Genomic DNA, 22237 nt, shown 5'->3' with positions numbered 1-22237 from the left:
TGAAATAAACGCCTGATCAGAACAGGGAGTGAATGATATGGGAACGGAATATAAAAGCACGGAAGTACAGGAGTCCATATTGGACGTACATATTACCGAGGCAGGATACGAGCCGGGACAATCGACCATACGCAATATTCGAATGAATGTGGCGCGAGGAGAGCTGGTAGGCATTATCGGACCAAATGGTGCGGGCAAAAGTACCACCATCAAAACGCTGCTTGGTCTGCTGGAACATGCGAACTATGAAGTGACGATTGGAGGAGATGGTCGTTATGCCTATATCCCGGAGCAACCGGTTTTTTATGAATATATGACGCTATGGGAACATCTTGATCTGGCCGCAGCCGCGTATGAAATGGAGGAAGAAGCTTTTGTTGTCAGAGCGGAGGAGCTTTTGGTTCGTTTCGGTATGGACCACGTTCGAAATGATCTTCCAGCCAGTTTTTCGAAGGGCATGCGGCAGAAAATGATGCTGATGATCGGATTTCTGTCTTCACCGGATATCTATATTGTGGACGAGCCGTTCATTGGACTGGACCCTCGTGCAACCAAGGATTTTCTAAAATTACTAGATGATGAACGTCGCCGTGGTGCGGGTGTGCTCATGTCTACGCATGTGCTGGATACCGCTGAACGAATCTGCGACCGGTTTATTCTGATTGCTTCGGGCAGATCTGCTGCCGAGGGAACATTGGATGAGATCCGTGAAGCGGCAGGATTGCCGGAAGCCTCTTTGTTTGACTGTTTTGATATACTGACGTCTTAGATAGAGAGAGGGTGAGAGAGGATGGGAACTTCCCAGCGTTATACACCACTTCGTTTATACAGACGAAGACGCAAAGAGCATTTCAGGGAACAGATGAAAAATCTCAGACTCGTCGTGGATTGGACGGTGTGGGTATACCTGCTTGTGCCGGGTCTGCTCTATCTGATTGGATGGTACACGAGTCTGTGGACCAAACCTCTGCCTGCATGGGCGACTGGATTACCGCTTCCCGTACTGACTGGGCTGATTGACGTCGTTATGCTTACCGGTGGTGTGTTGATATTTGTGGAGGAAGCGGATGTATTGTTTCTGAAATCAAGGCCGTTGTGGATGCGCACGTTAATGAGGCAAGGGCTCTACCGGTCCTGTCTGCAACATCTGGGCAAAATGATCATGATTACAGCGCTGACTGCTCCGCTATGGTCCCGTGTCTATGAGATGTCGAATCTCCAGATTGCACTTATGGCTGTCTGGTTTGGTGCAGTAGCTTCATTCCAAGCCATAACACTACATATGACAAAGGTTCGACATACAGGATGGCGACGCTGGATTCAGATGATCCCTCTCGTCATAGGCATAGGTTATATGACCATTCATACGACATCATGGATGCATGGACAGACGTGGAAAATCATATTTGGAATCGTAATTATCATGCTTCTTCTAATTACAGTTGGACAGATGAGGCTACTGATGAAGGGAACATTTGAAGGGGATGTGCGGGAGGATCTGCGGAGCAGGCTGCAGCTTACAGCTCTAATGTTAAGCCGGGCGGTGAGCAAGCCGAAAGCCCCACGAACACGGTCCATCATCTTCCGCAAACCGCGTAAACTGTTACGCAAGCGTTCCATCGCGAATCGGACAGCGGAGATTGCATTCAAGGCATTTTTCCGAAACTCGGCCACGATGAAATTATATTTACAGCTTGGTGGACTATCCATTGCAGCGGTGGCATTGCCACCTTTTCCGGTCAATATCATCGTGTGTGCGTTATTAATCATCATGTTGACGGTGATGTTTTATCGTTCCTGGGATGTTTTTGCCACGTCCGACTATGTTCAGCTTATAACGTATGACTCGGAGGCGCTGCATTTTGCAGGTTCAATGATGGTTCGGATGTTGTTTGTCCCGATTGGTATTCTTATGGGATTCACGCTGGGATTGGCTTGGCTCGGCTGGATCGTCGGTATTCTGACAGCTGCAGGTGCGGTGGCTTTTGGACTCTGTGTCTTATCTATTGCTGGATGGGTTCGGCTGACCCGTGCTTAAAAGAATTCCTTCTAGGTTAGAGCATATCGTGCGCTATATCTGCCCATGCTATAGAAGAAGAATCTCATCTATAGATGATGAGAGATTAGCTGTAGCAAGGAGGAAGAGACGATGATGGATAATAGCGAACTACAGGTGCACTTTTCAGACGATTCAGCGTTGAATGCCGCCAGGGCAACCTTAGAGGAATTGGGATATAAACCGTATCAGTCCGGCCCGCTGGAATTGTACATCCCTACAGATCGCCAAGATCCTCAGTCTGCCGTAGAGATTGTACAATCTCATGGAGGAAGTGCCGTATTTGCCTCGCAAACGGAAGAGCTGGATCAGTTTCAGAATATATCGATTCCGGCTCATCTCGTGAATGAAGACTGGCATGAGGGTTATGCGAGCGGAAACCAAGGAAGTCAGACGGAGCAAGGCAGACATAACTATAGCGATGACCCGACATACGATGATTCGGCTGATGGATTCTCAGGCAGTGTAAAAGCATAGAAGCATCACAAGCTAAGAGCAGTTCGAGCCAATTTTTCTAAAATGGAACAATACCCAAAAACCCCGATCGTCCACAGATAGTGGATATCGGTTTTTTTGGTATTAGAGCTAATTCATAATAGGGTTAAAGTGTGTAATACCTATTATAGTTTAGCGTGTTTATATTCTGCCGCATGCATGCCAGCCGTATATCCGGTGGAGAATGCAGCGGTGATATTATACCCTCCGGTGTAGCCGTGAATATCCAAAACTTCACCGCAAAAGAATAGTCCAGGCAGCAGCTTGGATTCCATTGTTTTTGGGTATATCTCCTTTAAGTGGATCCCTCCCCCAGTAACAAAGGCTTCTTTGAGCGATCTCGTTCCGTCTGCACGGAAGGTAAAAGCTTTCATTAGCCCACACAAGTTGCTTAACATACCTTTAGGGAAATGGTGGAACGTAAGGTCATCGCTGATCTCTGCCCGTTTCATCATTAAGGGAATCATGCGTTCAGGAACCCATGTTTTTAAAATGTTTTTGACAGCCTTGCGGGATTCTTGTTCCAATACCTGTTGCACTTGTGCTTCCAATGCACCTGGGGACAGCTCCGGGAACAGATCAATACTCATAATGACCTGTGGGTTTCCAGACTTCATCTGAACCTTGCGGATAAATTGGCTGCAACGCAGTGCGACGGGTCCGGACACCCCAAAATGCGTGAAGATCATATCCCCGCGATGGGAGATGACTGTTTTTCCTTTGGCATCCACTACGGATAGAGCGATATCCCTCAAAGACAAACCTTGCAGTTCTTTGGACTGAATCCAACTCTCTCCAGACACAATGGGCACTTCGGTCGGATATAACTCCGTTATCGTGTGGCCCGCAGCCTCAGCCCAAGGATAACCGTCTCCGGTTGATCCGGTTTGGGGTACGGATTTGCCGCCGGTAGCGATGATGACAGATCGCCCAAGAATGGTTTTACCGGATATCAATTTAACACCCTGTACCTGTTGACCGTTCTGAATAATTTCCTTGACCGGTTCTTTGGTGCGAATCTCAACGCCGAGGGAGACAATCTTTCCTACCAGCGCATCCACAACTGTTTTTGCTTTATCGGTTACAGGGAACATTCTGCCGTTGTCTTCTTCTTTCAGGGCAATTCCGAGATTCTCGAAGAAACGCATGATTCCCTGGTTGTCCAGATTTTGAAACGAACTATATAAAAAGCGTCCATTACCCGGAATATGTCGGATGAGTTCATCCGTTTCCTTGGCATTGGTTACATTGCATCGACCTCCGCCAGAGATGCCGAGTTTACGACCCAGTTGATCTCCTTTATCCAGCAGAAGCACGGAGGCTCCATGCTCGGCAGCAGCAACGCAAGCCATCAGGCCCGCAGATCCACCACCAATTACAATGACATCATACATATGTTATTACCCTCTTTTTTCATTGATTTTGTCTGTTTTACGTAAAATGTGTCTACTCCTGGCTTTTTCTGAAATATAATGGAGTTATGAGCAGTTCTATTGTGCAGTCTTAAGGGATATATTGTAATATACTGTCGCCTATGTTTTAATCAGAAATACATGAGGGAATGTGCAGGCAGAGGAGGAGATGGCATTGTGGTTGCGTTAAAGGACATGCTTTTACAAGTACTGCTGGCAGGGTCGGCGGTATTTCTGATTCCCTTATTCCGTCTGGTACTCTCCAAGCGGGCTATTGCCAGAATGGAACATGCCGGAACCGTTGATACCAGTTTTGCTGTGACAAGTGTCGCGAGCATGTTATTGTGTATGGTGTTTGCGCTCGATACAAGCCCTGTGACCGTACCCATATCATTAAGCATCGTACCAGTGATACTTGTTATTTTGTATTGTAAGTCCGTTATAGGCATAACGTTGTCCATTCTACATATTCTCTTCTATTTTCTTTTTGCGCATCCCTATGATCTGTACGGATTTCTCCTTCATACGGGCATTCTTCTCTATCCTATTGTATGGTTGTCTGCCAAACGATTCAAGCATAATACACCTTCGCGCAAAATGGCGATCCTCATCATCCTGATTACAATGGAACTGGTTGTAACGAGTCTGTTATGGATCGCATCCCTCCAGAATGAATCCACACACTCTGCGACCTACATGATACTTACAGCACTTGGATATACGGCTGGAGCCATTGTTGCGGGCAGTCTGAGTCTGCTATGGCTGGAACGGATGAAGCACTATCGCGGGCTGGAGCAGCATCTCTCGGAAGTCCACCACCGATACATAGCCGAAACGGAGAAACTTCATCAGATTCTGAACGCAGTGCCTCTCTCCATTGCTACCGTAGATAAACAAGGCACAGTGATGTTTGTCAATGAGATGATGGAGCAAACCGCAAGGGAGCAGCTACCTTGTACCTCCACGCCTGATCTCATTGGACAGCCTGCCAGTCAATTTGTTGAACAAGGTCAGGCGGACAAGATGGATAAAAGCATTCGCAGAGCTATCGTTCATGGTGAGATTAGTGGGTTGACCGTTCGTTACGGTGCGCACGTATTTCAGTCCCGAACTGTACCGATCTATGCCTTTTCAACAGAGCCTGCGAGAGAAGTTACAGGAGCCATGCTGATCATTCAGGATATCACGGAGCTTGAGATGTTGCGAAGTGAACTGGATAATGTGGATCGTCTCAGTCTGGTGGGGCAGATGGCTGCAAGCATTACGCATGAGGTGCGTAATCCAATGGCGGTTGTGCGGGGTTTTCTTCAGCTTATGCAGGAAAAGAGTCCTGACTCCCTCGATCACTATTACCGGATCGTTCTGGAAGAGCTGGACCGGGCCAACAGTATCATTAATGATTTCTTGTCTTTGGCTCAGAATCGTGTTGCCGAGAAAGAAGAATCCCAGTTACACGATATCATACATGAACTCAGTCCATTGTTATGGGCGGATGCGAACCTGCGTGGTCAGAGTATTGAACTCATGTTGGCCCATAATGTGCCGAAGCTGAATCTCAATTCTAAGGAAATCAAACAGGTGGTGTTGAACCTGGCCCGTAACGGGATGGAAGCCATGAATGAGAAGGGTGTGCTTACGCTGGAGACACGGATAGTGGATGATAAAGTGGAACTGTGTGTACGTGACACAGGACCTGGTCTACCCAGAGTGAAGAAGGAAAAGCTGTTTGAACCGTTCTATACGACAAAAGCCAAGGGAACCGGACTTGGATTGTCCATGTGCCTGAGTATTGTGGAACGACATAACGGAACCATTACTGTGGAATCGGAGGAAGGCCAGGGCACGACCTTCAAAGTGGCATTTGAACGTTAGTCATTCAGCATATTTTGCCAGACATTGAGACATAATATTATGGAAGAGGCCTTTCCGCAGGCGGTTTCTGAATCTTGCTTTCATTGCTTATGGATGTATAATAGGAATAGCACATCATTACATCCATAATGTTCGATATGAATGTAACGTTGTTTTGGAGAGTTATTCGCCTTTAATTCTATCGAGATCATAGAACAACCATTTATAAGGAGTGAAACCGAATGTCGATGTCATTTGATCAATACATGAAAGATATGGTTCAACCCATGCGGGATGAGTTAACTCGTCTAGGAATCCAGGAGTTGCGTACTCCTGAAGAAGTGGAAGCAAGTCTTCCGGATGCAAAAGGAACAGCGCTGGTTGTCATTAACTCTGTCTGCGGATGTGCCGCAGGTCAATGTCGTCCAGGTGTGTCCCAAGCACTTCAGCACGATATTACACCGGATCACCTGTACACTGTATTTGCTGGTCAGGACAAAGAAGCAACTGCAAAAGCACGTGAATTCTTTGCACCGTATCCTCCATCTTCACCGTCCATCGCTCTGATGAAAGACGGAGAACTCGTTCACTTTATCGAGCGTCATCAAGTGGAAGACCGTTCTGCAGAGGATATTGCGGCTGATCTCAAAAGTGCATTTGACCGTTACTGCCGTTAATTCACTCCAATAGAACGCCCCGCCCTTCGGATCACCGATGCCGGGGCGTTTCATTTTGGATAGATAAGGTTATTGAACCATTCGGACCTTTCAAGCTGGACATCAAATTTCATTCATTGAGAAACGGGGTGTGTGAACGATGAGTTTGCAAGAACAGATCATCGCTGAATTGAAGGTTAAACCAAGCATTAATGAAGAAGAGGAAGTACGCAAGCGTGTTGATTTTCTGAAGACGTATGTGAAAAATGCGGGTGCCAAGGGTTTGCTGATTGCGATCAGCGGCGGTATTGACAGTGCAGTGGCTACGGCGCTTTGCAAAAAAGCGACGGACGAGCTTACGCAAGAGAATAACCAAGAGTACAAAACGCTTGGTGTGTTCCAACCTTATGGTGAACAATCCGATATTGACCACAGCTACGCTGTAGCCAAAGCATACGATCTGAAGCATGTCGTGGAAACCAATATCGAAGATGCAGTTAACGAGATTGCGCTCGAAGTGGAGCAAGGTTTCAAATCCTTGGGCAGCCCACGCCATATGACTCACCAAGGCAAAGGTAATGTTAAGGCGAGAACTCGTATGGTTATGCAATATGCGCTTTCGTTTGAAGAGAACCTGCTTGTTGTAGGGACGGATCATGCGTCCGAAGCTATTACAGGTTTCTATACCAAATGGGGCGACGGTGCTGTGGATATCACACCACTGAGCACCCTGAACAAACGTCAGGTACGCCAGCTGGCAGCATATCTGAACGTGCCACAGGCTATTTTGGACAAGGCACCATCTGCAGGATTGTGGGAAGGTCAGACGGACGAAGATGAGCTGGGAATTTCATATGAAGCAAACAGCGACTATCTCGAAGGCAAACAGATCGATCCGGCTGCACAAGAGCGCCTCGAAGCGTTCTATACGCGCACACATCACAAACGAAATGCCATTCCTGGTATCTAATACGGGTGGATGAGCATGATCGTTATAAGCTGTTAACACCAACATTGAATACCGTCCCTCTTAGGAAATGCAAAAAGAGTCACTGTTCACACAGTGACTCTTTTTGTTATGTGGAACGAGAAACCGCAAAAATCCAGGTGACTACTATATTAAAGATGAGTTAGTTATTCCAGTCTTTGATCTGTTGCAGGGTTTGGGTGATGGCTTGCTCCAGTTGTGGAGTGGTTTCTTTAAAAGGATGTACAGTATTGAAAGTGTGGTTGCCCTCATTAATCTGGTGCCATGGGATATCAGGGCGTGCTTGCACAAGTGCGGCAGAACCGTCCCGCAGACGCTGGGGATCTTCTGTTCCCTGAATGAGTGCGACTCGCAACGTTGAAGCACCCAAGCGGTCAATAATAGCATATCGTTCGTGATGCTTGTCCAGGTCTTCCAGTATAGACACGTCCAGTGGCATCTGCTGGCCTGTTCGTCCGTTAACAACATGGCTGCGGCCATGTGTACGCATTTCTTCTTTTTGCTCCGCTGTAAAGAGATCTAGATTGGTTACGCCATTCCAGGAGATGACACCTGCCACCTGCTCGGGATGATCCAGTGCATAGACGAGACTTACGCCCGCACCGCGGCTATGACCAACCAGGTATACAGGAAGTCCTGTGAGTTCAGGTTGTGTAGCCACATGTTCCAGTACCAGGGCCAGATCGGCAAGCTCCCGGCTGTAGGTATTCACTGCGAACTTTTCAAGTTCAGAGAATTGCTCCAGATATTCGCCGATACCGTTGTGAGAGAAATTAAAGGTCAGCACATGATGCATCTGGCTTAGCTGTGCAGCTGCATAGGGGAACATGCCCCAGTCTTTGAAGCCTTTGTATCCGTGAGACAGAATGATAACACCTTGAGCGGGTTGTTGTGCAGGAAAAAAGTCTCCGCGAATGATCGCATCTACGTCAGTGGGCAATTCAAAAGTTATGGGCATTATTCAGACCTCCTAAGAATTTCAGACGATTCCTGATTCATATTTTAGCATATATGGTAATGCGGATAGGTACTCGCTTCTGATCGCCCCTCCTGCTACAATAGAATACGTGTTCGGAGAGTTACGGATCATGTGATTGAATGGAGATCTTTTACAATGCATGTTCAAAAAGAGCGGTTTTCAGTACCAAGAAGATGGAACTTTTGAACAACCTCTTACAGTATAAAAGATTAAGCGGGTGAAGCGTTGATGATATATGGCATAGGTAATGATGTGCTGGAGATTGGACGTATGCGGAAGTTATTGTCCGGTCGCCATGCGGAAGCTTTTATAAAACGAATTTTAACGCCAGCAGAGCGGGAGATCGCAGTTCGTCGAGGGAAGCGGATGACGGAGTTTGTATCCGGTCGATTTGCAGCGAAAGAAGCGGTGTCCAAGGCATTTGGCTGCGGTATTGGTGGTGTCATGGGTTTCACTGACATTGAGGTGCTGCCGGATGGGACAGGACGTCCAGTGGCCTCGCTGTCCAGTCAAGCCTGGGAACGTCTGCAGCTGCCATACGATAAGCAATATGACATTCATTTGAGTATTACGCATCAGACGGAATTGGCAGCGGCCTTTGCGATCGTAGAACAGATGGAAAAGTAGCTAGCTTGGCAATAGGAGAGGACGGAAATATGGGTTTACAGGAACAGAAACAACATTTCAGCGTGAATTTGCTGGACTGGTATATGGTCAACCGACGGGATTTGCCGTGGCGTCGCCACAACAATCCGTATTTCACATGGGTATCGGAGATTATGCTTCAGCAGACTCGGGTCGATACGGTAATTCCGTATTTCAATCGTTTTATCGGGAATTTCCCGACCGTGCAGGCGTTGGCGGAAGCACCCGAAGAGGATGTGTTGAAAAATTGGGAGGGACTCGGTTATTACTCCCGTGCACGTAATCTTCAGGCAGCCGCGAGACAAGTCATGGAGCTGCACGGAGGCGAGATGCCGCAGGACAAGCAGGCTGTCTTTGCATTAAAAGGGGTGGGCCCGTATACTGCCGGGGCCATTCTCAGCATTGCCTTCAACCAGCCGCAGCCTGCGGTAGATGGCAATGTCATGCGGGTACTGTCCCGATACTTCCTCATCGATGAGGACATTATGAAGGGCAGCACCCGGGTGTTGATGGAAGAGCTCGCAGGAGAGCTCATTCCGGAAGGGCGGGCGCGTGATTTCAATCAGGCGCTGATGGAGCTTGGTGCGCTGGTGTGTACACCCAAAGCGCCGCACTGCCTGACTTGCCCGGTAATGGAGCAATGTTCCGGCCGTATCGCCGGAAGAGAGCTTACACTGCCGGTTAAGACCAAGGCGAAGCCGCCGCGCCCTGAGCAGCGGCTGGTCGCCATTGTGGAGGGCCGCGGTGCTCATCGCGGCCAAGTGCTTGTGCGCCAGCGCCCAGACACGGGCCTATTGGCCCGCATGTGGGAGCTGCCGCATGTGCTCGCGGCGCCCGCCGCAGCGAGCAAGAAGGCAGCGCCGCTGGCGGATGAGCCGGCCATGGCATTGCTGGCCGGCAGTCTATGGGCGGAAGGCTTCGCTGCCCGCCCGGAAGGGCTGGCTACCCATGCGGAGCATGTGTTCAGCCACATTGTCTGGAGCCTGCAGGTGTACAAGTGTACCGAGCAGGACCAGAGCAGTGAGCTTCCGCTGATCGCAGCGGAAGCCAGAGCCGCCTACGATGCACAGGCGGCAACAAGGGAGGGCACAGCCTCATCATCAGCTGTGTCACCTGAGCCAGCCACAACGCATTCATCGGAGCCAGGCACGCCTAATGCGCAGAACATCTCAACATCTCTTAACGATGGAGAGATGTTGATGTCATCATCTGACGTTAGTGACCTAGCGCTGAGCACTCCGACACTGACTGGTAAAGGCGATGGCTTGACCTACCGCTGGATCGGTCCGGAAGATATGGATAAGATGGCATTCCCGAATATATTTCTGAAGCTGATCAGTCAATACTTTGCAGGTAACTACGACAACATAAATCCCTGAATGGGAAGGGGTTAACGAGCAGGATGGAGAATTTGAGTTTATTCTGTTCCTTATATTCCTTGTAGTAAGTATGAGACGTGTACTGGAGTCTTGGTCGCCATGTACGAGCAACCCAGTCACGTCTTTTCTCTAATATGCTGGTCGCAATGAACCTAATGAATGCAGACACTGTATAATTATCGAGGCGAGGGTGGAAGCCAAACAGATGGCAGACTCGAGATGAATTAGCATGGAGAGAGAGGGCTGTGAATTCATGAACGATAGCTGGAGAAAACAGTTGGATGAACATCGCGGCAAACGAAAGGAAGAGATCATAGCGGCTGCGGAAGCGGTCTATATGGAGATGGAATTTTCAAAAGTCACCATCCAGGACATTGTGGAGCGGTGTGGCATTAGCCGGGTAACATTGTATAAGTACTTTAAATCCATTGATGAAATTATTTTTGAGATCCAGATTCGCATTCTGGAGCAATTTAAGGTTGCTATGAATGATCACGTTCCATCAACGGTAAATGGATTAATGAAATTTCAGGCAATGTTTGACTACATACTGCTGCATTTTGAAGAACACAAGCAGCGCAATCAATTTATCGCCGTTTTTGATACACGCTATAAGGATAATTATTCGACGCCAGAGCTTGAGCAAAGATACCGTAGCTATCTTCATCAGGACAAGGCCCCATTTAGCAAATGGCTGGAGGAGGGCCAGCTTGACGGCTCCGTTCGCCCAGAAATTGATGTAGATGTTGCTACGGCAATGATCAGCAACGTTGTGAACGCGACCCTCCAGCGCATGGCTTTGCGAGGCGAGTTGCTGCACCTTGATCAGAGGGTCGATCCAGAACGGGTGATTCATGAGATGGCTGCAATGATTATTGCTTATTTACAATCGAATTCACGTTTTCAATGATCGGTGGCATCCTTAATGGATGCCATTTTTCTTTTACAAATAATCAATAATACGATAATACGCAGTTAACATTAGCTCTTTAGTATTAAAGGTGTTAACTGCCTGTTAATATATAATTACTATTAGTTAACAACTTGAAGGGAGCCTACTAAAACATATGAATCAGGATCTAATGCATCGTATTAATTTGAGAGAATTAGGCGGTTACCCTGTGAATCAGGGTAAAAAAGTGGTAAAGACCAACCATTTGTATCGTTCGGGCGAAATTTCTGATTTGAGCCTGGAGGATATACGATATCTGCAAAATTTGGGGCTGTCTTTTATCTGTGATTTGCGTTCAAAGGAAGAACAGGAGCAGCATCCTAACCCGCCAATCGAGGGTGTGGAGATGTTCAGTAATCCGGCATTGGGCGGGGCTGTTGCCGTACAGAGCCTGGATCAGCTTCTGCCTGCTCTAATGAATCACCGCTTGACAGAGGACCCTCTCTTGGGAGTTTATAAGCAATTCGTAACGGATGAACAATCGAAACAAGCATATCGTTTGCTTATTCGCACACTCCTTCAGTCCGGGGGGCGTCCGGTACTTTGGCATTGTACGGCAGGCAAAGATCGCACTGGCTTCGCTTCGGCTATCATTCTCCTACTCCTTGATGTTCCTCTCGAGGCGATTATGGAAGATTATATGAAGTCGTCTCAATATCGGCAAGAAGCTAACCGAAAATGGATAGATCAAATCAAGGAAGTAGTACAGAACCCCGAGCATGTATCCCTCATTCAAAGCTTCATGGGGATTAAGCCTGAATATTTAAGGGCTGCCATTGATGAAATAGTTCGGGTATACGGTTCTACGGACAATTATTTGCTGGAAGGTTTAGGGGTCAGCGATTTAGAGCGTGAACAACTGCAAGCCTGGTATCTAATCGAACAAGAGGCAGGCGAATAAGCGATGAAGGTATCCATGAAGACGGCCATTTCCTTCGGGATGGGAAGCCTTGGCCAAAATATGCTCTATACACTCACGGTCAGCTACTTGTTAATGTTTTATACGGATTATTTGGGCATTGCGGCTGCTTCCGCCGGTGTATTGTTATTAGTTGTAAGGGTAATTGATGCATTTGCTGACCCGTTGTTTGGCATTTTTATGGATAATACTCATACACGATGGGGGAAGTTCAGACCCTATCTGCTGTTTACTCCGGTAGTTTTGACGGTGCTGACGCTGTTTTTGTTTATGCAGCCTAATCTGAGTGACAACGGCAAGCTGATCTACGCTTTTGTTACTTATGCCGTATGGAGCATAGCGTATACCTTTCTCGATGTGCCATATTGGTCCATGACCGCTGTAATTACCGATGATCCGCGGCAACGAACCAAGGTTGTTGTCGTTCCACGAATTATGGCGATTATTGGTGCAATAGTGTCCAGTGCTTTAACGATTCCGCTGGTGAAGGCAACGGGATCATGGACTGTTCCTGCCCTACTTTTTAGTGGGGTATGTATGCTGTGCATGTGGTTGACCTTTTTCACGGTTAAGGAAAAAATTCATACTCCTAGGAAAGAAACTTTCAAAATTTCTGCTGCATGGACCTTATTGCGCAGCAATGTACCCCTGCTTATGCTGTTACTATCCCTCTTTATTGTTGATATGACCATGAACCTACGCAGTGCCTTTTCGATCTACTATTTCAAATACGTTCTCCATAAGGAGAACTTAATCGCCCTTTATACAGCGGTTAGCATTGTGCCAATCTTGGCAGGTGCCTTGCTCTCTATCGGGGTGATGAAGAAAATAGGGAAGCGTAATACGGCAGTTGTCGGAAACATCGGATTTGGTCTGTCATATATTTTGCTGTTTTTGTTTGGGCATGGAGTGACGATGCTATTCGTATGGTCCATCCTTGGAACATTGATGATTGGTATGTCACTAATTGCCATGTCATCCATGCTTGCTGACACGGTGGAGTATGGCGAGTGGAGGACAGGAGACCGGGCAGAGGCCACCATTTTCTCGACAAATACATTTCGATCCAAGTTTGCCGATGCAATGGGCGGGTCCCTTGGAGCATTTGCTTTGGCTATGACAGGTTATGTTCCAAATCAGGCACAGTCTCCCGGTACGGTGACCTCAATCGGCTTGTTTTTCAGTGTGATTCCCGGTGTTCTTATGATTCTTGCCGCTTTGCCTTTCCTGAAATACAAGCTGACGGAGTCTTTCTATGACCAGATATTAATTGATATTAAATTGCGCCGGACAGCGGCAGACAAATCCCGGTTTGATGAGGGAGAAGGAGGCGTCATTGGTGCTTAATCATAACCTTTTACGAGGCAATCCTTTTTACTTGGACGAAGGGGATATTCAATGGGTGGAGGGTACACTTGGAGAGATGACCCTTGAGGCGAAGGTGGGACAGTTATTTTGCATGCACGGAATATCTGGGCACAGAGACATGCTGGATCGTTTCCTGGAGGATATACAGCCGGGGGGATTCATGTTTCGTCCAGAAGACAAGGAGTCCATTGCTGATGTCCATCGTTATCTTCAGGAACGGTCAACGATTCCGCTGCTGCTTGCAGCCAATCTGGAAAACGGAGGGGGCGGAATTGCCATAGACGGCACTGTATTTGCTAATAACATGCAGGTAGCAGCGACGGGTGAACCGGAGATGGCGCGGCGTCTCGGCATGATTGCGGCCCGCGAAGGCAAGGCTGTAGGCTGTAATTGGTCCTTTGCTCCTGTGGTTGATATTGACTTGAACTTCCGCAACCCGGTCACCAATACCCGGACCTTTGGTTCGGACCCCGAGAGGGTACTTTCGATGTCTCGGGCTTACACTGAGTCATTGCAGGCTCATGGGCTTGCAGCTTCGGTGAAGCACTTTCCAGGGGATGGGGTTGATGATCGGGACCAACATCTGCTGACATCGGTAAACGCCCTTTCCATAGAGGAATGGGATGCAACCTTTGGGCAGGTATACAAGGGTTTGATTGAAGGTGGGGCCAAGACGGTTATGGCTGGCCATATTCGTCTTCCCGCCTATTCAAAAAAGCTGAATCCCAAGCTGCGCGATGAAGAGATTATGCCAGCAACCCTATCCAGGGAACTGTTGACGGGATTGCTCCGGGAACAGCTTGGCTTCCAAGGCTTAATTGTATCCGATTCAACAATGATGGCCGGATATACGATGGCATTACCGAGAGAACAGGCTGTTCCGCTATGTATTGCAGCGGGCTGTGACATGTTTTTATTTACACGAGATGTCAGGGAAGATATAGGTTATATGTACCAGGGCATTCAATCGGGACAGTTAACGTTGGACAGATTGGATGAGGCGGTGACAAGAATTCTAGCTTTGAAAGCCTCGCTTGGTCTTCATAAGCAGCCCCGTGAAGAGCTCGTCCCGCATAAGGGTGCATTAACCGTTATTGGATGCGCAGAGCATCGGGAGTGGGCGAAAGAGGCGGCAGACAAAGCGGTTACAGTGGTGAAGGATATAGACGCTATACTGCCGCTCCATCCTGTTTCTACGAAGCGTGTGTTACTCGTCCCAGTTGAAGCGAACAGTTCCCTATTGAAAAATGAGGGCTTCTATTCTTCAACAATCGCGGATACAATGACGAAGCATCTTAGAGAGCAGGGATTTGAGGTGACATTATTCGAACCGGGACGGCAGCAACATGCGGCGTTCATGGAAAGTGTGGAGGCAGTTCGTCAACGCACCGATCTTGTAATCTACGCCTTGAATATGCCAAGCTCTAGCCTCAAACCTTCGATTCGGCTAGAGTGGGCTGAACCCTTCATTGAGAATCTGCCATGGTTTATCCAAGAACTGCCAACGGTGTTTGTATCCTTTGCGAACCCGTATCATTTATATGATGTTCCACGAGCAAAGGTATTTATTAATGCATACTCAGCCAGCGAGGATACGGTGCGAGCCGTTGTAAGCAAGCTGATGGGGAAAACCCCTTTTGAAGGCATCAGTCCGGTGGACCCGTATTGCGGAAGCTGGGACGCCCGCCTTTAATTCTGCTGAAGAGGATATCACCCAAAAAAGCCCCCTTAACATTGGTTATTCATCCAGGCAGGAGAATAATGAATGTTAAGGGGGCGATTTATTTCAGATCCTTAATGGTTTGTTCAAAATTGCGGTGAAAACGTCTTATTTTGCAGAAGCGTAACGTTTGTTCACTTCATCCCAGTTGATTACATTCCAGAAAGCGGCGATGTAGTCAGGACGTTTGTTTTGGTAGTTCAGGTAGTAAGCGTGCTCCCATACATCCAGACCCAGAACCGGTGTCAGACCTTCGAAGAGAGGGCTGTCTTGGTTAGGTGTGCTAGTGATGGACAACTTGCCATCTTTACCAACTACGAGCCAAGCCCAGCCGGAACCGAAACGAGTTGTAGCTGCTTTAGCAAAATCTTCTTTGAATTTGTCAAAGCCACCCAGTTCGCTATCGATAGCTGCTGCGATATCGCCTGTAGGAGCGCCGCCGCCGTTAGGTCCGATGATTTCCCAGAACAGGCTGTGGTTAGCATGTCCACCACCATTGTTGCGAACCGCTGTGCGGATGCCTTCAGGTACGCTGTCAAGGTTAGCAATCAGATCTTCCAAGCTTTTTTCTTGCAGTTCAGGAGTGCTTTCCAGAGCTGCGTTCAAGTTGGTTACATAAGTATTGTGATGGCGATCGTGGTGGATTTCCATCGTTTTTGCATCGATATGTGGTTCCAGTGCGTCGTTAGCGTAAGGAAGTGCTGGTAATTGAAAAGTCATAATGAAATACCTCCTGAGATTTTAGGTTTTTTTGAAAACAGGTACATATGTAATAATACCCTTGCCACTAATATTAAACCGCATTCGAGCTAATTAAGCAACATTTTTGTTTATTAAGTCCCCCGAGGCGTTGATCTAATGAAGGGCCAGAGATAACAAACATATTTTACCCTTTATTCAACTATTTATGTGTTTTCAGGCGTTTAAATGGAGGAAAAGTTTAATATTCGTATGTAAACGGTTACAATTAAGCGCTTTCAAAAGAAAATGCGTGTTTTATGGAGAAAAGTATGGTTTAATTGACGAAGAAGCGGTATTTTCTCGTTTTTTGTCATTATATGAACATTGGGTTTTTGGTAAAAAGGGATTCCCTTTTTGTAAAAAACCTCATCTAAGCTAACGAAAAGGGAGATTTAAGACATGCACGTTCGTTCCTTTCAGTTGAGTGATGCAAGCCAGATGACGGAGCTTCTCCAGGTTGCACTATCGGAAGAGTGTTATGAGAACACGATGGGCCCGTTTGCCCGTCAATTGTCATGGGATTCTGACCTGATCATGGTTGCGGAAGAAGAGGGAGACCTCGTAGGCGCTTTGATCGGTACGATTGATCACAACCAAGGTTGCATCTACCGTATTGCGGTACATCCAGACTATCGTCGCCGTGGAGTCGGCAAAACACTTGTCGAGGCTATGGAACAGCGGTTCCAGCAGCGTAAAGTCAGCCAGGTATGGGTGGCGGGTGATGAGCACAACAAAGTAGCCATGCCTCTATATGAAGCAATGGGTTACGGTGCCAATCAGATTATGAGCGCTTTCCAGACTCTTAGTATTTTGTCTAAAGCTTAGTTTGCATGTTTAAAAAGAAATAAAAAAAGATTCTCATTTCATATTAGGCATATCTCTTTAACGTGTAATAACGTGAGGGATGTGCCTTTCTATTTATATGAGTGTTCTTCACGTCATATTCCTCTGGTTTCCTCATTTACTGAACATGCTTCGGTGTCTCCGAATTTTATTTAAATCACCGCGACTATCCCGGCTGAATTGACGATAACCAAGGTATTGGTGCTCATAACCAATTGTTTCACTCTCCCAAATGGAGTAGACTGAAAGGGAGTATGGTCACTATGTTACAAGTTTAATTCAACTATTTAATAAATGAGGTGTCCCTTTGAATTCCAATAACCATTCAATGGAACATGTGACTTCCGAGCAACGAAATGAACCGTCAAAGCCTGAACAACCGGGCAAATCCTGGGTTGTCGAGCTGTGGGACTGGGTCAAAACGATTGTTGTTGCTTTTGTAATCATGATGCTGCTGAACCTGTTTGTGTTTAATCTGTCGATGGTCAAGGGACAGTCCATGCAGCCGACACTGGTTGAGCGAGATCGCCTTTTCGTCAACAAAATTGTATACCATCTGGGTACTCCTTCCCGATCAGATGTGATCGTACTTCGTGATCCAAGCGAAGGCGAGGAGAAGAAGGATTTTCTGGTGAAACGGATCGTTGGACTTCCGGGAGATACAATTGAAGTCAGGGATCACCATCTATATGTGAACGGCGAGCAACAAGCGGAAACGTACACCGATATTGAGGTGCAGGACCCGGATTTTGGCCCAATCACACTGGAGCCGGATCATTTCTTCGTGATGGGGGATAATCGTCATGAAGGCAAAAGTAAGGATAGCCGAGTGTTTGGCAGTATTACATCCGACCAGATTGTAGGCAAGGCTGAATTTATTTTCTGGCCGTTTTCTGAATTGAAGAAATTGTAAAATGCTGACAGGACAACAACTTCAGACTGCATTTTGCGTTAAACCATATAGACTTGTTCCGTTTGAATTCAAGTATGCAAGGCATATATAGAAATTAACGCCTGTCCTCTTACCGTGAGGCGGGCGTTCACTATTTACGGAATAAGTATCGGAAGAAGAGAGGGAAGAGAAATGACGAGCGTACAGACCGGGGCAGCACAGGATGCCTCCGTATGGGAGAAGTTAAAACAGGAGATCAAGGCAGCTGGCCCCGGACTGGGCATTGATGATATCGGATTTGCTTCGGCTGATCCCTTTGTTTCCCTGAAGTCGCTGCTGGAGCAGTCGCGGGATAAGGGGTATGCTTCAGGTTTTGAAGAGCCGGATATTGAAAAAAGAGTGCACCCCGCCTTAAAAGATGGCGAGCCCGCTTCACTTATTGCAATAGCCGTGGCATACCCATCCAAAATGGTGAATCCGCCGAAATCGGAGCCTGGTGCGTATCGAGGTATTTTTGCCCGTTCGGCTTGGGGTCAGGATTATCATCAGGTCCTGCGAGCAGCGATGGACAAGCTGGTAAACTTTATACGTGAACGTGTACCTGAGGCCATGATCGAAAGCATGGTAGACACCGGAGCATTGGTGGATCGTGCGGTGTCCCAGCGTGCGGGGATTGGTTTTAGCGCCAAAAACTGTGCCATTATATCACCCAAATTCGGTTCATGGATTTTTCTCGGGGAACTGGTGACGAATATTCCTTTTCAACCAGACACACCTGTGACCGAAGACTGCGGTGAATGTACAAAATGTATCGATGCCTGTCCTACAGGAGCATTGGTGGGGCCGGGGCAGTTGAATTCACAGCGTTGTATTTCTTTTGTAACCCAGACGAAAGGGTTCGTGGACGAAGAATTTATGCTGAAAATAGGCAACCGTCTGTACGGTTGTGACACGTGTCAGATTGTCTGTCCGAAGAATCGGGGCAAGAACTGGGATCACCATCCCGAGTTTCACCCCGATCCGGAGATTGTGAAGCCACTCCTGCTACCGTTACTGGATATTGGTAACCGGGAATTCAAGGAACGTTTCGGTCAGAGTTCCGCCGCTTGGCGGGGCAAGAAGCCGATTCAACGCAACGCCGTTATTGCCCTGGGCAATTTCAAAGATAAAAGTGCTGTACCCAAACTTACAGAAGTATTAAAACGTGATCCGCGCCCCGAGTTGCGGGGAACCGCAGCCTGGGCGTTAAGCAGAATTGGAGGAGAAGACGCCATGAGAGCAATTGGGGAAGCTGCCGCTAACGAACAAGATGGGAACGTACTAAGCATGCTGCAGAAGGCCGAGGAGCGACTGAGTTCGTCCGAGACCTTACCCAAACAGCCACAGGCTGGGCAAGTGAGTAAGAAGCAGCCAGAGGAACAGAACAACGAGAACAATGCCTTGCGTGCGTTACAACAGGACTTGAAAATGGAAGCTGGGATTGAACCGGGTAGTGAGCAGTCTGCACAGCCTGCCAAACCGGAAGCCGCAGCGTGGAAACCTTCAGCCGTTACGGGTCTTCATGGCAAGCCCGTATACTACGATGAGATACTGACACCGATTGGTACTCTTACGTTATGCGCGACGGATGAAGGGCTGTGTCACATAGATTTTGGCGCCTTTCACGTACGCGAGGCTCATCTGCAACAATGGGCCCGCACCTGGATTGGCGAGTATCGATATGAGAAGAATGAAGAGAAGCTTAGCGAAGCTGCTAAGCAGTTAAAGCAGTATTTTGCAGGGGAGAGAAAAACGTTCGACTTGCAGCTTGATCGGCTTGGAACACCCTTCCAGCTACAAGTATGGCAAGTTCTGTCCGATATATCTTATGGAGAGGCCTCATCACACCAACAGGTTGCGGAAATCATCGGCAGACCCAAGGCTGTTCGTGCAGTTCTGGACGCCATTAGCAAGAATCCGATTCCGATTATTATTCCCTGTCACCGTATCAGTGGTAAAGACGGTACCCTGGTGGGTTATGTAGGCGGTCTGCAAACCAAGGAGCAATTGCTCGCATTGGAGCAGCTATCGTAAGAGCGGGGGACGTTCATGAAGTATGTAAACGTGGAGAGCGTGGAAGCGGGGGAGCTTCTGGGCAAGACGGTATATTCCAGTAACGGCACGGTACTGCTGTCTGCCGGAGTCCAGCTCACCGTATACATGGTCAATACGCTGAAGCGTATTGGCGTGACCATGTTATACATCCAGGATGAAGCGTATAAAGATGTGGATGCAGAAGACATTCTGGATGAAACCACGAAACGGGCAATAATTAACGAAATGAGTGTCACACTCGAATCCATTCGCTCCGGGAAAGACTGGAGCCCGAGAAAGGTTGCCCTCAGTATAGAGAAGTTGCTGAATGATGTACTGAACGGGCGTGAAATGCTTGTGCAGCTCACCGATATTCGTACCAAAGACAATGAACAGTATGTTCATGCGATGAATGTATGTTTGTTGTCTTCGGTCATCGGACTGAATATGGGACTCAATTATAATCAACTGAAGGACCTTGCCGTGGGGGCATTATTGCATGATATTGGCAAAGTGGGGGAACCTCCGGGCAGTGGCTCTGCTGCGAATTCTTCGCTGCACCATACATGGCGTGGATTCGAAGTAATTAAGAACAAACGGGAGTTCAGTCTGTTGGTCGCCCATACAGCCCTGCAACATCATGAGCATGTAGATGGTACAGGCATGCCGAGAGGGATCAAGGGGAGTGACATTCATCTGTTTGCGAGAATCGTTAGTGTGGCTAATATCTATGATAATCTCATTAATGGTTTATCCAAGGACAGTTTGATGCCACATGAGGCCTGTGAAGAGATGATGGCGTTGTCTGGTACGAAGCTGGATCGGGACATTCTGATTGAGTTCAATAAGAGTGTATCCGTGTATCCCAATGGTACAGCGGTACGACTGTCCACCAAGGAGACCGGAGTCATTGTGCGTCAACATCGGGGATTGCCCGGCAGACCTGTAATCAGGGTGGCGCGCGGAAGTACGCGTTATTCTCTGGATGTGGTTGAAATTGATCTGGCTCAGCATACAACCGTTTTCATTGAAGCTGTCATGACGTAGCTTGTGTGCGGTTCAACTGGAAAATCCGTTTGCTCAAGGCGTGCGGAAATGCTATGATACTTTCAGGAAATCCGGTCTGTGTCAGGTTTGCAACTTATGTGTTGAACATCATGAAGTGACACGGATTATCAGGCTTTTTAGAATGCATACAGAGGTGTCTAAGAGATGGATATTGTTATACCGATTATCACATTGATTGTTGGTCTGGTCGGGGGATTTTTCATCGGGGTGTTCTACTTGCGTAAACAACTTGAGAAAATGCAAAGCAATCCGGACATGCTTCAGAAAATGGCGAAGCAAATGGGCTACAACCTGAATGGCAAGCAAATGCAGCGTGCCCAGCAGATGATGAAGAATCAGCAGCCAGGAGCGAAAATGCCTCAGCCGCAACAGCATCCTGCGCGTAAAAGTTCGGGCCGCCGAAAATAATAGCAGGGAATAACTGCTTAAAGTGCGTGTTCAAAAAGTTGGGTTTTCAGTACCTAAAAGCGGACTTTTTGAACAACCTCTTAAAGTATGTGGTTCGAAAGGAGGCGTTTGGCAGTGGCTGGCGTTAAAGATTATTTGAATTCAAAAGTATCCGACAATCGGGAAAAGATCGAATATCATGTAGAGCAGATCCTGAAATTGATCGGAGAAGATAGTACACGTGAAGGGCTGCTTGAAACGCCTGCACGTGTGACCCGAATGTATGAAGAGATTTTTGGCGGATATGAAGTAGACCCGCGCGATGTGCTCGGTGTCACGTTTGACGAGAATCATGAAGAACTGGTTATCGTCAAGGATATTGTCTACTACAGTCAATGTGAGCACCACATGGCGCCGTTCTTCGGCAAGGTGCACATTGGGTATGTACCAAGTGGCAAGATCGTTGGTCTGAGCAAAATGGCTCGTCTGGTCGAAGCAGTAACACGTCGCCTTCAAGTTCAGGAACGTATTACTTCACAGATCGCTGACATTCTGACAGAGGCCGTTGAACCTCATGGAGTTATGGTCGTTGTGGAAGGCGAGCACTTGTGCATGTGTTCCCGCGGCGTGAAGAAACCGGGAAGCAAGACGGTAACGTCTGCTGTACGTGGTTCTTTCCGTGAGAATCCGGCACAACGTGCAGAATTCTTGTCTCTGGTGAAAGATTAAGATCAGGTATGTCCATTTGTTGGACAAGCCGGATGAGTAGGTCCTTGTGGTTTTGGAAGCAGGAGCTTCTGAAGCCGCAGGATA

At 47.7% G+C, this 22237-nt stretch carries 21 protein-coding genes; 18 read left to right on the top strand and 3 right to left on the bottom strand.

Features of this window, described 5'->3' with window-relative positions:
* Positions 1 to 37 precede the first annotated feature (37 nt).
* The 3 genes from NSQ38_RS01645 (at position 38) to NSQ38_RS01635 (ending at position 2533) form a co-directional block, all read left to right on the top strand.
* Positions 38 to 769, top strand: a complete 732-nt coding sequence (locus tag NSQ38_RS01645) for an ABC transporter ATP-binding protein (RefSeq protein WP_339786535.1) — start codon at positions 38 to 40, stop codon at positions 767 to 769.
* Positions 770 to 790: 21 nt separating this feature from the next.
* Positions 791 to 2038, top strand: a complete 1248-nt coding sequence (locus NSQ38_RS01640; protein WP_339786532.1) for an ABC transporter permease — start codon at positions 791 to 793, stop codon at positions 2036 to 2038.
* A 111-nt stretch (positions 2039 to 2149) separates the two neighbouring features.
* Positions 2150 to 2533, top strand: coding sequence for a hypothetical protein (locus tag NSQ38_RS01635; protein WP_339786530.1), 384 nt, complete (start codon positions 2150 to 2152; stop codon positions 2531 to 2533).
* 143 nt (positions 2534 to 2676) lie between these two features.
* On the opposite strand, the gene NSQ38_RS01630 is transcribed toward NSQ38_RS01635, so the two are convergent.
* A complete protein-coding gene (locus tag NSQ38_RS01630; RefSeq protein ID WP_338590663.1) occupies positions 2677 to 3945 on the bottom strand; it encodes an NAD(P)/FAD-dependent oxidoreductase in 1269 nt (422 codons plus the stop codon).
* A gap of 195 nt (positions 3946 to 4140) precedes the next feature.
* Between NSQ38_RS01630 and NSQ38_RS01625 the strand changes: the two genes are divergently transcribed.
* The 3 genes from NSQ38_RS01625 (at position 4141) to nadE (ending at position 7440) form a co-directional block, all read left to right on the top strand.
* Positions 4141 to 5835 (top strand): ATP-binding protein, encoded by a 1695-nt coding sequence (locus NSQ38_RS01625; RefSeq protein WP_338590665.1) that lies wholly within the window; start codon positions 4141 to 4143, stop codon positions 5833 to 5835.
* Between the two features lie 221 nt (positions 5836 to 6056).
* Positions 6057 to 6491 carry a BrxA/BrxB family bacilliredoxin gene (locus NSQ38_RS01620; protein WP_091038991.1) on the top strand — a complete coding sequence of 145 codons (435 nt, stop codon included), beginning with the start codon at positions 6057 to 6059 and terminating at the stop codon, positions 6489 to 6491.
* 139 nt (positions 6492 to 6630) lie between these two features.
* Positions 6631 to 7440 carry an ammonia-dependent NAD(+) synthetase gene (nadE, locus tag NSQ38_RS01615; protein ID WP_338590668.1) on the top strand — a complete coding sequence of 270 codons (810 nt, stop codon included), beginning with the start codon at positions 6631 to 6633 and terminating at the stop codon, positions 7438 to 7440.
* A 160-nt stretch (positions 7441 to 7600) separates the two neighbouring features.
* Here the strand turns inward: nadE and NSQ38_RS01610 are convergent, their stop codons facing one another.
* Complete coding sequence (locus NSQ38_RS01610) at positions 7601 to 8416, bottom strand: alpha/beta fold hydrolase (protein ID WP_339786528.1); 816 nt, start codon at positions 8414 to 8416, stop codon at positions 7601 to 7603.
* 249 nt (positions 8417 to 8665) lie between these two features.
* Between NSQ38_RS01610 and acpS the strand changes: the two genes are divergently transcribed.
* The 6 genes from acpS to NSQ38_RS01580 all read left to right on the top strand — a co-directional run bounded on the left by acpS (position 8666) and on the right by NSQ38_RS01580 (position 15393).
* Positions 8666 to 9064: a holo-ACP synthase gene (acpS, locus tag NSQ38_RS01605; RefSeq protein ID WP_036614140.1), complete on the top strand. Its 399-nt coding sequence runs from the start codon at positions 8666 to 8668 to the stop codon at positions 9062 to 9064.
* A 29-nt stretch (positions 9065 to 9093) separates the two neighbouring features.
* Complete coding sequence (gene mutY / locus NSQ38_RS01600; RefSeq protein WP_339786525.1) at positions 9094 to 10461, top strand: A/G-specific adenine glycosylase; 1368 nt, start codon at positions 9094 to 9096, stop codon at positions 10459 to 10461.
* A gap of 253 nt (positions 10462 to 10714) precedes the next feature.
* On the top strand, positions 10715 to 11371 hold the full coding sequence (locus NSQ38_RS01595) for a TetR/AcrR family transcriptional regulator (RefSeq protein WP_339786522.1): 657 nt from the start codon (positions 10715 to 10717) through the stop codon (positions 11369 to 11371).
* 157 nt (positions 11372 to 11528) lie between these two features.
* A complete protein-coding gene (locus NSQ38_RS01590) occupies positions 11529 to 12314 on the top strand; it encodes a tyrosine-protein phosphatase (RefSeq protein ID WP_339786520.1) in 786 nt (261 codons plus the stop codon).
* A gap of 3 nt (positions 12315 to 12317) precedes the next feature.
* Positions 12318 to 13679 (top strand): glycoside-pentoside-hexuronide (GPH):cation symporter, encoded by a 1362-nt coding sequence (locus NSQ38_RS01585; protein ID WP_339786518.1) that lies wholly within the window; start codon positions 12318 to 12320, stop codon positions 13677 to 13679.
* A complete protein-coding gene (locus NSQ38_RS01580) occupies positions 13672 to 15393 on the top strand; it encodes a glycoside hydrolase family 3 N-terminal domain-containing protein (protein ID WP_339786515.1) in 1722 nt (573 codons plus the stop codon). The genes NSQ38_RS01585 and NSQ38_RS01580 overlap by 8 nt, the downstream gene beginning before the upstream one ends.
* A gap of 135 nt (positions 15394 to 15528) precedes the next feature.
* On the opposite strand, the gene NSQ38_RS01575 is transcribed toward NSQ38_RS01580, so the two are convergent.
* Entirely contained in the window at positions 15529 to 16140 is a 612-nt protein-coding gene (locus NSQ38_RS01575) for a superoxide dismutase (protein ID WP_339786512.1), read from the bottom strand.
* A gap of 420 nt (positions 16141 to 16560) precedes the next feature.
* Between NSQ38_RS01575 and NSQ38_RS01570 the strand changes: the two genes are divergently transcribed.
* The 6 genes from NSQ38_RS01570 (at position 16561) to folE (ending at position 22153) form a co-directional block, all read left to right on the top strand.
* Positions 16561 to 16986, top strand: a complete 426-nt coding sequence (locus NSQ38_RS01570) for a GNAT family N-acetyltransferase (RefSeq protein WP_017690782.1) — start codon at positions 16561 to 16563, stop codon at positions 16984 to 16986.
* 325 nt (positions 16987 to 17311) lie between these two features.
* Positions 17312 to 17917 (top strand): signal peptidase I, encoded by a 606-nt coding sequence (gene lepB / locus NSQ38_RS01565; protein WP_339786509.1) that lies wholly within the window; start codon positions 17312 to 17314, stop codon positions 17915 to 17917.
* A 171-nt stretch (positions 17918 to 18088) separates the two neighbouring features.
* Positions 18089 to 19969, top strand: coding sequence for a tRNA epoxyqueuosine(34) reductase QueG (gene queG / locus NSQ38_RS01560; RefSeq protein WP_339786506.1), 1881 nt, complete (start codon positions 18089 to 18091; stop codon positions 19967 to 19969).
* 15 nt (positions 19970 to 19984) lie between these two features.
* On the top strand, positions 19985 to 21016 hold the full coding sequence (locus NSQ38_RS01555) for an HD domain-containing phosphohydrolase (protein ID WP_339786503.1): 1032 nt from the start codon (positions 19985 to 19987) through the stop codon (positions 21014 to 21016).
* Positions 21017 to 21181: 165 nt separating this feature from the next.
* Positions 21182 to 21445, top strand: a complete 264-nt coding sequence (locus tag NSQ38_RS01550; RefSeq protein WP_017690778.1) for a YneF family protein — start codon at positions 21182 to 21184, stop codon at positions 21443 to 21445.
* A 114-nt stretch (positions 21446 to 21559) separates the two neighbouring features.
* Positions 21560 to 22153 carry a GTP cyclohydrolase I FolE gene (gene folE / locus NSQ38_RS01545; RefSeq protein ID WP_036668229.1) on the top strand — a complete coding sequence of 198 codons (594 nt, stop codon included), beginning with the start codon at positions 21560 to 21562 and terminating at the stop codon, positions 22151 to 22153.
* The last annotated feature ends 84 nt before the right edge of the window (positions 22154 to 22237 follow it).

Source organism: Paenibacillus sp. FSL R7-0313 (genome assembly GCF_037969885.1).
GTDB lineage: Bacteria > Bacillota > Bacilli > Paenibacillales > Paenibacillaceae > Paenibacillus.
Note: the sequence above shows the minus strand (reverse complement) of the source record. Positions and strands in the feature narration are given on the sequence as shown.